Below are 13,871 nucleotides of genomic sequence, written 5' to 3'. Positions count from 1 at the left end.
ATTTCACCTTTATTTAGTGCAAATACAACTTCGTATACCGTTACGTTGCCGCAGGGCACAACTTCTGCGCCGACTGTATGCGCAACAGCATCCAGCAGTTCAGCAACGATATCCTACACACAGGCGACTTCAACGAGCGGAACGGCGCAGATTCTTGTGTCTGCCGAAGATGGGATAAGCACGAAAACGTATACTATACAATTTACAATTGCAAGTTAATTTATAAAACTTTAAGCCTAACAGCAATGATGTTTTTAGCATAAGATTTATCAAATTTTATTTACAAAAAACTTTCGGTGTTATGCCGACAGTATCAGATTGTCGAAAAAGTCCAGCGAGAGCTGGGCTTTTTTGTATAAGTATGAAAAATATAAATTGAAGTGAAAGAAAAGTTTTGAAATAATCGGAAAGAAGTAAGCATTATAGCCTTTAAAATATTTTATGATATGCTTTCTAAAATTGTTTACATATCTTATCTCAACATCCTTTATATGTTTTTAATGCAATTATATGTAATTGCTGCCAATTGTCACATAAAACAATGTAAGTATATTACATATTGAGTTAGCAAAATCTAGACATATAATTAATCGTGGAAAGCTTTTCCAATCTTTTGCGATTAATTGGAGGAAAGAGAATGAAAAAAGCAGCTAAATCAGGCATCTCCATTGCATTAATAGCATGCATGATTTTCAGCGCATTTCCTAGTGGGGCATTTGCAGACAATCAGCCTGCGACTGCATCAAGCAATGTGCCGCCCTTAATTGTGACAGAAGTAGTACAAAACTCAGCCAACGAGGCTAACACCGGCCAGGACGGCTTTGACGCGATCGAGATTTACAACACTACAGACAATGATATTGATTTAAGCAATTATGCATTAGCTCAAAAATTGGATTATGTGGCACCCTTTGCAATGACAAGTGTTTGCGATCCAAAACTCTACAGTCCAACCTACACAGGAATTAATAAGTTTACTGCGACTTCTTCGTATACCGCCGGTGAAGTTGCTGATACTGGCACGCTGATTATTCACTCTCATGATACTAAAGCGGTATGGATCAAATGGACTCCGAGTAGTGTCACAAGTCCATCATCTCCATATTATGCATTAAAAAAGGATAGTTTTGTTAGCACATACGGGATTACAGATACTTCGAGGATTTGTTATGCTGAATATCCAAAAAATTTATCCGGTTCCAGTATGACTGCTTCATTAACTCAATATAGTGCCAGTTATACTGCCGGAAGTAACTTCTTCCTGGATAATCTAGCATATATCGGACAGGCAAGTCCGGCCGGTACGCCCGGCAATACCGCCAGACGAGGAATCTTATACATAGTTAAAAATACCGCAACCGCTTCCACCGATAAAAACCATGTTTTGACCAATGATTCGGATATTGTCAGCACGGCATATTATATGCGCGCCTCAACCGCCGACAATAACAAATCAATCGATCTTTTTTATGATCCGGTTCTTGGCGTTTCATATACACCTGCAAATTCGGATTCAGAACATGTCACAATGCAAACAGCAACAATAGGCACCGGGCTCAAGAGTTGGCAAATTCCCGGGTCCGGAGATAATAACAAACCGGTTATTACGAATAATACAGCACAATATTTTACAGGCACCACGCCTGAAATACAGATAAATGGTACGGCAACTGACGAAACCGGCCTTAATTCTTTTCATGTAATGTATAGACAAACGGGCAGCACCGCTTATAAATCATCATTATTAAGTAACAATTGCTGCATGATAAAATCCGCCCCTGTTAAAAGCTCAACTTTTTCTTGTAAAGTTCCTTTAAATCTATCCTATTATCCGTTTAACGGGTCCACAATCGATTATTATATTACAGCCGAAGACAGCAGCGGGAATATAACCTACGCGGGTACGCCGGATAGTCCTCTAAACGTAGCTCTAGGATCAGCAGAAGATAAATCAGCTGCTCAAGATGTCATTGATTTGATTACCGCATTAAGCGGGACAGACAAAAACGCAGTAAAAAGTGCAAGGTCAGCCTATGAGTCTTTGAGCACTATACAAAAATTATTGGTGACAAACTATAATACGCTGGTTTCATACGAATCAAAATTATATAATTACGGCCTTCTTATCTCCGAAGCACTTCCTGATCCAAGCCTTGCTAATAGTAATGACAATACAGAATTTGTCGAGGTTTATGTTACTGGTGATGACCCTGTACCCCTTGCTGATTTGCAGCTGAAAGTGGGATCTTCTATCGACAAGTATTTTCTTACCGAAGGAGAAGGCCCGACTTTATTGCAGCCTCATCAAACATATGTATTTGCAATGTATATGACAGACAGCAGCACAAAGTCTTTTCTTAAATATACCTCCGAAAGTGATAAGGCTGGTTTTTGGGCAGCATTTGCTAGCAACAGCACTGATTTTGGAAATAACTTATCGTTGGATAAAGCCCATCGTATTATAGTGCTGCAATGTGATGAAAATGGTACTGGTATATCAGGAGCAGGTAATCTCCCCAACTCGTACGCCACGACCTTGAGCTTATATTCAATCGGTAAAGCAGCAACGGTAGCATCATCAACATACAATGGTGAGAAGGAATCGTCGCCTGATATTGCAGCCGGAAAAACCGCTTTGTTCAAACAGGCAAAAGGTTCAATTACCGCAACAATATATCAACCAAAAGCTAATGCAACACCGGGTACAATTTTGCCGGGGCAACTTTTATCCTCTGATGCAGGCTTAGCGTCTATAACTGTTCCTGTTGGAACAATATCGCCTTCATTTAATACAAATACAACCGCGTATACGGTTACATTGCCGCACGGAACAAAAAGTGCGCCTTCTGTAAGCGCGAATGCCTCCAGCACTTTTGCGACTATAGCATATACGCAGGCAGCTTCAACAACCGGATCAGCGCAAATTAAGGTAACATCAGAAGACGGAAAAGTAACAAAAACATATACTATAAACTTTACAGTTGCCAAATCTAATGATGCAACGTTGTCTAATTTACAATTCAATGGTAGTGGAATTGATAATTTCAGCCCAACAACCTACACATACAATGTTAAATTGCCGTATGGCACGACTGATGCACCAATTGTTTCGGCTGTAACGTCAGACGGCGGAGCAACCGTCTCAATTACTCAAGCGAGTACTCTGACGGGATCGGCAACAGTAGTTGTCACAGCTGAAGACGGCGCAACAAATAAGACCTATACAGTTAACTTTACTCTTGCGGAAGCGTCAACAGATAATAACCTGCGTTCCATTACTGTCGGAAATTACAATCTGTCACCTGCATTTGATCCGGCGACAACGAACTATACTGTAATACTCCCAGCTGGTACATCGATCCCACCAGCAATTGATGCGTTATTGGAGGATTCTACAGCAACGATGTCTATCGTTCAGGCAAAATCCGTCAACGATAGCGCAACTGTAGTTGTAACAGCACAGAACAAAGATGTTAAGACATACACAGTTACATTCAAAGTAGCTAAATCATCCGATGCGACACTGTCTGACTTGACTGTAGGCGGTGTTACAATAGACAATTTCTCGCCGGCAACGGAAAACTATACAGTTACGCTGCCTTACGGTACGTCTATTGTCCCAATGGTTTCAGCCACAACGGCCAATAAGAGTGCAACAGCGAATGTTACTGCGGCGTCAACACTGCCGGGCGAAACTGAAATAGTCGTGACAGCAGAAGACGGAACAACAAAGACGTATTCAATTACATTTACAGTAGCCGGAACTCCTGCGTATGTAACTGTGGAACATCTGATTGACGCAATCGGCATTGTATCTATGGACAGTGGTCCGGCAATCGCAGCGGCACGCACAGCTTATAATAATCTGTCGCCTGCAGATCAAGCACTTGTTTCAAATTACAAGACCCTAACAGATGCTGAAACTGCATTTGATACCCTTGAAGCAGATAACGTAATCGCGCTGATAGACGCAATTGGCGCAATACCTACTGAAACGTCAGTAGACGCCGCAAATAGCGCGTATAATGGACTTTCAGTACTGCAAAAAGCACTTGTCCCGGATGAAAAGAAAGATGCGTTAACAGCGGCTGCCGATAAATTAGCAGTTTCACTCGCTAAGGAATCACTTTCCATTGCGTCAACGTTGACAGAGAACATCACGTTGCCGAAAACAATTTCAACTAAATACGGCGATGTTATTGTTACATGGGCTTCTTCCAACACTGCCTATATAAGTAATGACGGCGTTGTGACTCGTCCTTCAAGCGCTATAGGAAACGTCCCCGTTGTATTAACTGCAACTATAACTAAGAATACAGCGTTAGACTTGGCTCCTTTCGGGACAACAATAATTGCCGAAGCCGCACCCAAAACTTATATAGTAACTATAGCGGATCCAGTCAACGGAGCAATAAGCGGAGCGGGGGCATACAGTGATGGAGAGTACGCTACTCTGCGTGCAATTCCCAGTCCAAATTATAATTTCAACGGTTGGTACGCAGGAAATGAATTAGTATCGCCGCTGCCTAATTATTCGTTCAAAGTAACAAGTGATTTATCCCTGACCTCCAGCTTTGTTGAGATGCCAAAAGGCTCTTTAACAGTCATAGCTGAAGGAAATGGCATCGTCAAAATGAATAATGATTCAGCTGGTTTGGCACCTAATTTTGAAGCCCAGCCGGTTAAAGGGTCAAGTATCCACATTACTGCAACTCCGAGTGATGGAGATACATTTGCCTATTGGCAGGACACTATATCCGGTAGCATTATTTCCACGCAGCCGAGCTGCGACTTTATAATGGGCGAAAACATTTCTGTGAAAGCGGTATTTGTAAGAATTCCAACGGCAGAAACAACTCAATTCACAGTAATATTTAAAGATAAAAGCGGCAAAATTCTGCAATCAAGCAGCGTTGGAAAAGGGTTAGCCGCATCTCCGCCAAGCACACCTAATTTTGCAGGATATCAGTTTACAGGTTGGGATAAATCGTTTAATAACGTTACCAGTGATTTAACGGTAAATGCCGTTTATAAGAGGCTTGATACCACTTATACAGTAACCGTTGTCAATGGAACGCTATCCACGGGCGGTACATCCGGGCAGTTTAAGTTCGATATGCCGGTAACAGTCGTGGCAAATACAGCACCTTCTGGACAAAAATTCAGTTATTGGAGCCAGGACGGCGTAAAGATAAGCACCGATTCCACTTACAATTACTTTGCCCCGATGAACGCCACTACTCTTGAAGCGGTATTTGTGAGCTCCGCAGTTTCAGCAGTAAATTCACCGTTTATTACATTGTCATCGGACATACAAATGGATTCTGTAAATAAGACAATTATGTTTACAGCCAACAGATCTGTGCCAAGCGGTTATACTTTAGTGGAAAGCGGCGTTCTTTTACTTAAATCAAATACGCCTTTAACTGCTGAACTCACAATAGATACAGCAAATGTTATTCGCGGAAAAATTAAAAATAACTCCACAAATCAATTTTATATTCGCAAGTGCAATGTAACATCCGGTGATACCTGGTACGCAAGAGCATATTTGATTTACAAGGATGCTGATGGCAATGTCATTATTGTTTACAGTAGCAATACAGTATCCCAAACAATGAACTAAAGGAGGTATAAAAATGAAAAAACAATATGAAAAACCAGAAATTGAAATTACAGAATTTGAAATTGAGGATATTACATGCAGTAGTATCGATCCCAGCGGCGGGGACACAGGAGATTATTAAGTTAATTATTGAAAAACAGGCAGGATCTTATGCCTGCCTGTTTTTCATAATGAAATGCAAATAAAATGGAGGGCCAAATATGAAAATGCGTACATTTAGATTAACCATAGAAATGTTTTTATTTTTAGCAATAATCATTACTAATTCTTTTGGATACATCACGGCAGCACAAGAAAACGGCACCTCTATTTTTTCAGACGTAAATGATAAATTTTGGGCAAAACAAGCAATCAATAACTGGAGCAGTAAAGGCGTTATAAATGGAGACGGAGTAAATTTTTACCCCGATAAACAAATTACCCGTGCAGAACTGGCTGCTATATTATATAGGATTTTTGGTTATGAAAAAACAACTGATAATCCATTTTCAGATATCAAAAATAACGATTGGTATTATGATTTTATAAATAAGGCATATACCAGAGGAATAATAAAAGGGGATCTGGATAATAGCGGGAATCTTTTGGCTCGCCCTAACGATCCAGTAACCCGCGCTGAAGCAGCATTAATATTTAAAAGGATCTTTTCTGTAAATGAAAATTCAGGAGACCATACAAGCTTTAAAGACACTAATTTGCCGGAATGGGCAAAGGATGCTATTTTTGGCATGGAGGCTTCAGGGTATATTAACGGAAAAGATGGAGGGTTTTTTGATCCATTTTGCAATCTCAGCCGAGCCGAAACAGTCCAGATTTTAAATAATATTATTAGACTTTATATTAATGAACCAGGAAATTATAGTACAAATTCAGACGGAAATGTTGTGATAAACACCCCTGATGCAGTACTTCAAAATATGAAAATTACAGGTAATCTTTATCTTTCAGAAGGAATTGGTGAAGGATCTGTTAGTCTCGTTAATGTAACAGTTACAGGAAGTACGTTTATACGGGGCGGCGGGGCTGACAGGATAACAATAACAAATAGCAATCTGGGCAATAAAGTCATCGAAAAAGATGGGATCAATTTAAATGATTCAAGTAGTTCAAGCGGTTCTAATAGCTCAGGTGCGTCTACTGGATCCAGCGGCTCTGGCGGCTCGGGAAACACTGATAATTCTGATAACGCAGGCAGCAGCGGCGACATCACAGAATATTAACTCATTTAAATAATCATAGAATTTGTAAGGACATTCGTTAGTGGAGTTTATTTATGAATATATATAAAATTGCCGAATTAACAGTATCTATGAATTTTACAGGTGAAACATTACTCAGACAGGCATTACCGTATAAAACAGATACGTGTAATTCGATTGACATTTCAATAGACGTTAATGATGAAAAGCATAAAATATTAAAAAAAAATTATCCTACCATGACAGCAAACGAATGGGAATATATTCAAACGGGATTTTCTTTTTATAGTTCTTTATTAAACTATAACGGTTTTTGTTTGCATTCATCAGCAGTTGCGCTAAATAACAAAGCGGTTCTATTTTCCGCCCCATGCGGAACCGGGAAGTCAACTCATACAAATCTATGGCAAAAATATTTTGGAACAGACAAAGCTGTCATTATTAATGACGATAAACCCGCAATACGTTTTATTAATGAAACTTTTTATGTGTATGGAACTCCTTGGAGTGGAAAAAGTGATTTGAGTAAAAATATAAGAGTACCGCTGCAAGCTGTAGTATTTTTAGAGCAGGCACAGAAAAATAATATTCGAAGATTAAGTAATAAAAAAGCCGCGCAAATGTTAATCTATCAAAGTATGCGATTTAACAGTAATGACAAAATTGAAAAGTTATTATATTTAATTGATAATTTGATAAAAGATATACCAGTTTATCAAATGGGATGTACTATAAGTTTCGATGCAGTAAAGCTTGCTTATAATACAATAAATAATAAAGGATGGGATAATAATGAAAATTAAAAGCGGATATTTTATGAGAGAAGTTGCAGGGAATTATATCGTAGTGCCTCTAGGGGCAACTGCTCTTGATTTTAATGGATTAATTACGCTTAACGAAACAGGGGCGTTTTTATGGAAGCAGTTAACAGATGAAAAAACTGAGAAAGAATTGCTTGGCGCTATATTAAATGAATATGATACTGATGAAACAACCGCTAGGGCAGATGCTAAAGCTTTTCTTGTAAAATTAAAGGCAGCTGATCTGCTTGAATAAAAGGGCATATTTATCAGACTTTATTCCTGTCATGAGAGATGTTTTAAAAAAAGACGGAGAGGTCATTTTTACGATAACAGGAAACAGCATGGCTCCAATGCTGCGGCATCGTAAAGATAAAGTCTGCATTAAAAGTATTGACGTACATGATCTAAAGAAATATGACATTCCTTTGTTTGTGCGAAAGGATGGTAAATACATTCTTCATCGTATAGTCGGCATAAAAGAAGATGGCTTTGAGGTGATGGGTGATAATCAATTTAATAAAGAATATCCCGTTAATCCTTCACAGGTCATAGGTGTTGTAAATGGGTTTTGGAAAGATGATAAATATATTTCCTGTGACAGTTTTAAATATAAAATGTACAGCAAAGCATGGGTTTTCATATATCCGATCAGATGGTTTTATTTAAGAATAATAAAATAATTAGGAGAAGGGATATGAAGGATAAGCAAACGTTTAAATGGCTGTATCATAATTCCCGAAGCCATATACCATTAATGGTTTTATTAATGGTAGGCAATTCTCTTTTTGCATTATGCGGTGTTCTGTTTGCTCTTGCATGTAGAGGCGTGATTGACAGCACATCAACCGGCAATAAAAGTTATTTGTTCATTCAAAGCTTAAAATTGCTGGTAGTAATTATTATTCAGTTAATACTTCGCGTCTTCTGCCGCTATACAGCGGCAAAAATGCAAGGCAAACTAGAAATGACATACAAAACAAAATTGCTCAGCGTGATTTTACATAAAGACTATTCAAATACAATGAAATTCCACAGTGGGGATTTACTTAATAGATTAACAAGCGATGTAACCGTCGTTAGTGAAGGAATTTCAAATATACTGCCTAATTTTGCGGGACTAATGACAAAACTTATCAGCTCTTTGGTAATACTTTTTATGTTAGATAAAATGTTTACACTGATTTTTATTTTAGGCGGTCTACTTTTATTTTTTACAACAAAATTTTTTAGAAGCAGACTTAAATATTTTCATAAAAATGTTCAAGAGAAAGATGGAATACTGCGTTCCTTTATACAGGAAGTCCTAGAAAATATTATTGTCGTTAAAATATTCGGAGCAGAAAAAGAATTTGAAAATAAAACAATAAGATTCGGAACAGATCATTATAAAGCTAAACTTAAAAAAAATGCCATAGGCATTATGGCAAACACCGGCTTCTCATTTGTTTTCTCAATGGCGTATCTGTTTGCTCTAGTCTGGAGTTCACTTGGAATGATTGTTAAAACGATCAGTTTTGGAACTCTAACAGCTATATTGCAACTGGTTGGACAAGTTCAAACCCCTTTTGCAAATTTATCCGGGATGCTGCCTATGGTTTATAACGTTTTGGCCTCAGCTGAACGCATGATGGAAATTGAAAATTTACCGGAAGAACTGGAAATCAATCAAAATGATATTAATGTTCAGTCCGTTTATAAAAATATGAACAGTATAGAGCTTAAAAATCTATCCTTTGGCTATGGGCAAAAACTTGTTATAAACCATGTTGATTTAAACATAAAAAAAGGAGATTTTATCGTAGTATCAGGTCTTTCTGGCATCGGCAAAAGCACACTATTCAAACTGATGCTCGGGATCCTTAAACCTGATGACGGGATTATCTATATTAAGCTTTCAAACGGCCAAGAACTGTCTATAGACAAACATACACGAAAGCTCTTCGCGTATGTTCCTCAGGGCAATCTTTTATTATCCGGAAGCATCCGTGATAACATCGCTTTTATTAAATCAGACGCCACTGACAAAGAAATTATAGACGCCGCTAAAATTAGCTGTGCCTTTGATTTTATTCAAATGCTTCCAAGCGGCCTTGATACAAAAATTGGAGAAAAAGGACACGGGCTGTCCGAAGGCCAGGTGCAGCGTCTTGCAATTGCAAGAGCGCTTTTAAGTGATGCCCCGATTTTACTCTTAGACGAATCTACATCTGCGCTCGACGAATTAACTGAAGAAAAGTTATTACAAAACCTAAAAAAGATGACCGATAAAACCTGTGTCATTATCAGTCATAAAAAAGCCGCTTTTTCAATTTGCAATAAAGAGATTAGATTTAACAACCAATCAATAGCAATAATAGAAAGGAGCAACAGCAATGTATACTGCTCAGCCAGAAAAAAAATATTTAATTTACCTGCTATCATCAATTATTAATGATTTTGATCCTGACCCTCCACCTGAGGATCTTGATTGGTCAAAGCTTTATGCAATTGCAGAGAAGCACAAAATATCCAACATGATATATTATGGAATTAGCAAGCTTGATAGTTTTTCTATGCCGCCGAATGATATTTTTACAAAATTTTTTATCGATTATAAAAAAGCTGTTGCCAAAGAAGCAGTACAACATGCAGAAGTAGAAAATATTAAAAGAATATTCGAAAAAAATAATATTGATTATATAGTATTAAAAGGATATATATTAAAAAGTCTATACCCTTGCCCCGATATGAGACAAATGGCGGATATTGATATTCTTATTAAAGATAAAGATTTGAAAAAAATAAATAATATAATGATTAAACTTGGTTATATAAAAAAAGATAGTTGCAATTATCATGAAGCATATCAAAAAATACCTTATATGAATATCGAAATACACAAAGCTCTTGTATCTGAAAGCTCACCATATTGTAGCTATGTAAATAATATTTGGGACAAGGCATCGCCAACAAATAATAGTAAAAACGAATATCAACTTCCTCCCGAAGATTTTTTAATATATCTTTTTATTCATTTAACAAAGCATTATACAAATGGCGGAACAGGTATTCGTTCAATAATGGATATTAATATCTACAATAAATATTTTTATCCTAAATTAAATTGGGACTATATTAAAGAGGAACTTAATAATATTAAGCTGACAATATTCGAAAATAATATTTTGGGGCTTTGTAATGTATGGTTCGGAGATGAGCTCTGTAATGAAATTTATGATAAAATGTCGGAGTATATTTTCTCAAGTGGGCAATATGGTGTCTATAACGTTGCATTGCTCTCCAGTTTATGCAATTATACTTACAAGAAAAACTCAATCTTTAAAGCAAAACTGTTGTATGAATTTTATTTATTTTTTCCTCCTTTAAGTGCAATGCGAACGCAATGCCATATCCTTAAGTCATTTCCGTTCTTATTGCCAGTGTTTTGGATATTTAGATTTGTAAGATGCTTTTTATTTAGATTAAAGCATTCTTTAAAAATGGTGAATATATATCATAATGTAACCGATAAGGATGTCGATAAGCTAAAATACTTACATAAAATTGATGGAGCATGGAATTAAAATAGAAAATAAGTAAAATTCAATTTATTAAACTGTCGGTAACAACGAAGCAGATTGTGATCGATGAAGATAGAAGAACCACGAAAACGTATACTATACAATTTACAATTGCAAGTTAATAGTATTATGCAAACAAAGTAAATCATAATAACTAAGAGATACTTTGCATAGCAAAACCCGCAGGCATTACGGTAGTATGAACCGTGACTTGCGGGATTTTTGTTGTTTCGCGCAATCTTATCCTGTAAAATATAAAATTACCTCTTGACTTGGAGCTAGCTCTAAGTATTAGAATAATTTTATACGGAAAGACTACGCTTATGTAAATATTGAAAGAAGTAGGTTAAAATGAAGTCAAAAGTATATTTCACACATGAAATTTCTTCTCAGGGATTGCTCAATATCTACGACGCGCTTGGAGTAAACATCTCGGGGAAAGTTGCTGTAAAAATATCAACTGGTGAGCCGGGCGGACATAATTTTCTCCAGCCGGGGCTGATTAAAGCCCTTGTGGCTAAGCTCGACGGCACTATTACCGAATGCAATACGGCCTACGAAGGAAAGCGATATTCCACAAAAGATCACTGGAAGGCTATCCGTGACCATGGTTTCCTAGACATTGCACCTTGTGACATTATGGACGAATTCGGAGAAATTTCGATTTCCGTAAAAGATGGCACACACCTGAAAGAAAACTTTGTCGGCGAGCACCTGAAAAATTACGACTCTATGCTGATGCTGTCCCACTTCAAGGGGCATATGATGGGCGGCTTTGGCGGTGCGCTGAAAAATATGTCTATCGGCTTCGCATCCTCTCATGGCAAGGCACATATCCACGGAGCAGGTGACCCATCCGCACTTTGGACGGCCGACCATGACTCATTTCTTGAATCAATGGCCGACGCCGACAAATCAGTGATGGACTTTATGGGTCGTGAAAACATCGTTTACATCAATATCGCTAATAAACTTTCTGTTGACTGCGACTGCGATTCCAATCCTCATGATCCGGAAATGGCGGATATCGGCATTTTTGCCTCAACCGATCCTGTTGCACTGGATCAGGCTTGTGTTGACGCTGTATACGCTTCGCCTGATCCCGGCAAAGCCGCGCTTATCGAACGCATGGAATCACGCAACGGCATCCATACTGTGGAGACTGCCGCGGCACTGGGACTCGGATTTAGGGAATATGAAATAATAAGTATAGATTAAGTGTTCGGAAAACTGGGAAATTTTATAAAGCATTTCATCACATCATTTTCTCAATGACTGCCGTTTATCGATTTTTCGCCGCAGTTTGAATGCATTAAGGTGTGTCAATGACGCTTGCAAATAAAGGAGAACTTAATGAACAACGAAAGAAACGAGCTTTTTAAGACGGGCGCCCCGCTGCCCGAAATGTTTTCTAAATATTTTATCGGTCAGGCCTATTTACAGCCTCTCACCGACAAGGGCGGCCCAATTGCCAACGTGACCTTTGAGCCCGGCTGCCGCAACAACTGGCATATCCACCATAAAGGCGGGCAAATATTGCTTTGCACCGAGGGGCGCGGCTGGTATCAGGCGTGGGGGGAAGAGCCGCGGGAATTGCATCCCGGTGACGTGGTCAACATTCCGGCCGAGGTTAAGCACTGGCATGGGGCGGCCAAAGACAGCTGGTTTGCTCATCTTGCAGTGGAGATACCTGCCGAGGGAGCGTCTAACGAATGGCTTGAACCAGTCAATGACGAAGCTTATGGAAAGTTAAAATAATTGGAGGCGACGATGGACAGAACGTATATCATATGCCACATGGTGACATCGCTGGACGGAAAGGTCACCGGCTTGAGGGCAGTGGCATTGTGAATGGCTCCTTTCTGCAGAAGACGCCGATTGATGGGATAAGTATTGTAGTAATGCCAGAAGCCGAGTGCCCGGAAAAGGCAATTTCGCTTTTTCAAACAGGTAAATATCAAACCGAAAATACGATAGCTGCTTCTTTTTGGTTAAAGGAAGTTAAAAAACTTAAAAATAACGGACTATGGCTTAACTGCCAAAAACGTTGAATTCGGGGTGAAATACTATGACAATAACAGAGGTGGCAAGGCAATACGCGTTGACGGCCGACACCTTGCGTTATTACGAGAGAATCGGATTGCTTCCCAGTGTGCGCCGGACGCCCGGCGGGGTCAGGGATTATTCTGAGGAGGACTGCCGCTTGGTAGAATACATCAAATGTATGCGTGATGCTGGGGTTTCAGTAGAAACGCTGATCGAATATGTCAAGTTGTTTCATCAGGGAGCGGAAACTATTCCGGCGCGCAAAAAGCTTCTCCTTGAGCAGCGTGAACAGATTGTGGCACGTATCAACGAGATGAACGAGATTCTGGCAAAACTGGATTGGAAACTTGACGGCTATGAGGAGCGGATGCTCAAATTCGAAGAAGAACATTTAAACGGAAATTGATGCCTTGCAGTATTATAACACTGGATTTGAGCAGGGACATAAGATCGAAAGAAAGTTCTGTACCATGAGGGTTACAGAACTTTTTTGTATTTGTAATACGAAAACTCCCGGCTATGCCGGGAGTTCAGAAAAAGCTTTAGCGATGAGTATAGTAAAAAAACTCCTTTTGATATAATAAAGCTGCGGTCTGCCAACTGCAACAAGACATATCAAAAGGAGGACATTCGACAT

12 protein-coding genes are annotated in these 13,871 nt (G+C 38.8%); all 12 read left to right on the top strand.

Annotated features, from left to right (window positions below; all coding sequences use genetic code 11):
- Positions 1-45 precede the first annotated feature (45 nt).
- The 12 genes from Q8865_04175 to Q8865_04120 all read left to right on the top strand — a co-directional run bounded on the left by Q8865_04175 (position 46) and on the right by Q8865_04120 (position 13,640).
- Entirely contained in the window at positions 46-219 is a 174-nt protein-coding gene (locus Q8865_04175) for a hypothetical protein (GenBank protein MDP4152627.1), read from the top strand.
- Between the two features lie 418 nt (positions 220-637).
- A complete protein-coding gene (locus Q8865_04170; protein ID MDP4152626.1) occupies positions 638-5,626 on the top strand; it encodes a hypothetical protein in 4,989 nt (1,662 codons plus the stop codon).
- Positions 5,627-5,826: 200 nt separating this feature from the next.
- Complete coding sequence (locus tag Q8865_04165; GenBank protein ID MDP4152625.1) at positions 5,827-6,846, top strand: S-layer homology domain-containing protein; 1,020 nt, start codon at positions 5,827-5,829, stop codon at positions 6,844-6,846.
- A 53-nt stretch (positions 6,847-6,899) separates the two neighbouring features.
- A complete protein-coding gene (locus tag Q8865_04160; protein ID MDP4152624.1) occupies positions 6,900-7,628 on the top strand; it encodes a hypothetical protein in 729 nt (242 codons plus the stop codon).
- Entirely contained in the window at positions 7,618-7,881 is a 264-nt protein-coding gene (locus tag Q8865_04155) for a PqqD family protein (GenBank protein ID MDP4152623.1), read from the top strand. The genes Q8865_04160 and Q8865_04155 overlap by 11 nt, the downstream gene beginning before the upstream one ends.
- Positions 7,874-8,308, top strand: coding sequence for a S26 family signal peptidase (locus Q8865_04150; protein MDP4152622.1), 435 nt, complete (start codon positions 7,874-7,876; stop codon positions 8,306-8,308). Before Q8865_04155 ends, Q8865_04150 begins: the two co-directional genes overlap by 8 nt.
- A 14-nt stretch (positions 8,309-8,322) precedes the next feature.
- Positions 8,323-10,059: an ABC transporter ATP-binding protein gene (locus Q8865_04145; protein ID MDP4152621.1), complete on the top strand. Its 1,737-nt coding sequence runs from the start codon at positions 8,323-8,325 to the stop codon at positions 10,057-10,059.
- Positions 10,001-11,191: a nucleotidyltransferase family protein gene (locus tag Q8865_04140; protein MDP4152620.1), complete on the top strand. Its 1,191-nt coding sequence runs from the start codon at positions 10,001-10,003 to the stop codon at positions 11,189-11,191. The genes Q8865_04145 and Q8865_04140 overlap by 59 nt, the downstream gene beginning before the upstream one ends.
- A 348-nt stretch (positions 11,192-11,539) precedes the next feature.
- On the top strand, positions 11,540-12,406 hold the full coding sequence (locus Q8865_04135; protein ID MDP4152619.1) for a DUF362 domain-containing protein: 867 nt from the start codon (positions 11,540-11,542) through the stop codon (positions 12,404-12,406).
- Positions 12,407-12,541: 135 nt separating this feature from the next.
- Positions 12,542-12,946, top strand: coding sequence for a cupin domain-containing protein (locus tag Q8865_04130; GenBank protein MDP4152618.1), 405 nt, complete (start codon positions 12,542-12,544; stop codon positions 12,944-12,946).
- A 32-nt stretch (positions 12,947-12,978) separates the two neighbouring features.
- Positions 12,979-13,239, top strand: a complete 261-nt coding sequence (locus Q8865_04125; GenBank protein MDP4152617.1) for a hypothetical protein — start codon at positions 12,979-12,981, stop codon at positions 13,237-13,239.
- A 17-nt stretch (positions 13,240-13,256) separates the two neighbouring features.
- On the top strand, positions 13,257-13,640 hold the full coding sequence (locus tag Q8865_04120) for a MerR family transcriptional regulator (protein MDP4152616.1): 384 nt from the start codon (positions 13,257-13,259) through the stop codon (positions 13,638-13,640).
- Positions 13,641-13,871 lie beyond the last annotated feature (231 nt).

The sequence above is a fragment of the Bacillota bacterium genome, from assembly GCA_030705925.1.
Classification (GTDB): domain Bacteria; phylum Bacillota; class Clostridia; order Oscillospirales; family Feifaniaceae; genus JAUZPM01.
This window is presented reverse-complemented; position numbering and strand designations above follow the sequence as displayed.

Excerpts from the sequence above, each read along its gene's own strand:
- Q8865_04160 (MDP4152624.1), top strand. The coding sequence starts at position 6,900 with ATGAATATATATAAAATTGCCGAATTAACAGTATCTATGAATTTTACA.
- Q8865_04135 (MDP4152619.1), top strand. The coding sequence starts at position 11,540 with ATGAAGTCAAAAGTATATTTCACACATGAAATTTCTTCTCAGGGATTG.
- Q8865_04120 (MDP4152616.1), top strand. The coding sequence starts at position 13,257 with ATGACAATAACAGAGGTGGCAAGGCAATACGCGTTGACGGCCGACACC.
- Q8865_04145 (MDP4152621.1), top strand. The coding sequence starts at position 8,323 with ATGAAGGATAAGCAAACGTTTAAATGGCTGTATCATAATTCCCGAAGC.
- Q8865_04140 (MDP4152620.1), top strand. The coding sequence starts at position 10,001 with ATGTATACTGCTCAGCCAGAAAAAAAATATTTAATTTACCTGCTATCA.
- Q8865_04155 (MDP4152623.1), top strand. The coding sequence starts at position 7,618 with ATGAAAATTAAAAGCGGATATTTTATGAGAGAAGTTGCAGGGAATTAT.
- Q8865_04165 (MDP4152625.1), top strand. The coding sequence starts at position 5,827 with ATGAAAATGCGTACATTTAGATTAACCATAGAAATGTTTTTATTTTTA.
- Q8865_04125 (MDP4152617.1), top strand. The coding sequence starts at position 12,979 with ATGCCACATGGTGACATCGCTGGACGGAAAGGTCACCGGCTTGAGGGC.
- Q8865_04170 (MDP4152626.1), top strand. The coding sequence starts at position 638 with ATGAAAAAAGCAGCTAAATCAGGCATCTCCATTGCATTAATAGCATGC.
- Q8865_04130 (MDP4152618.1), top strand. The coding sequence starts at position 12,542 with ATGAACAACGAAAGAAACGAGCTTTTTAAGACGGGCGCCCCGCTGCCC.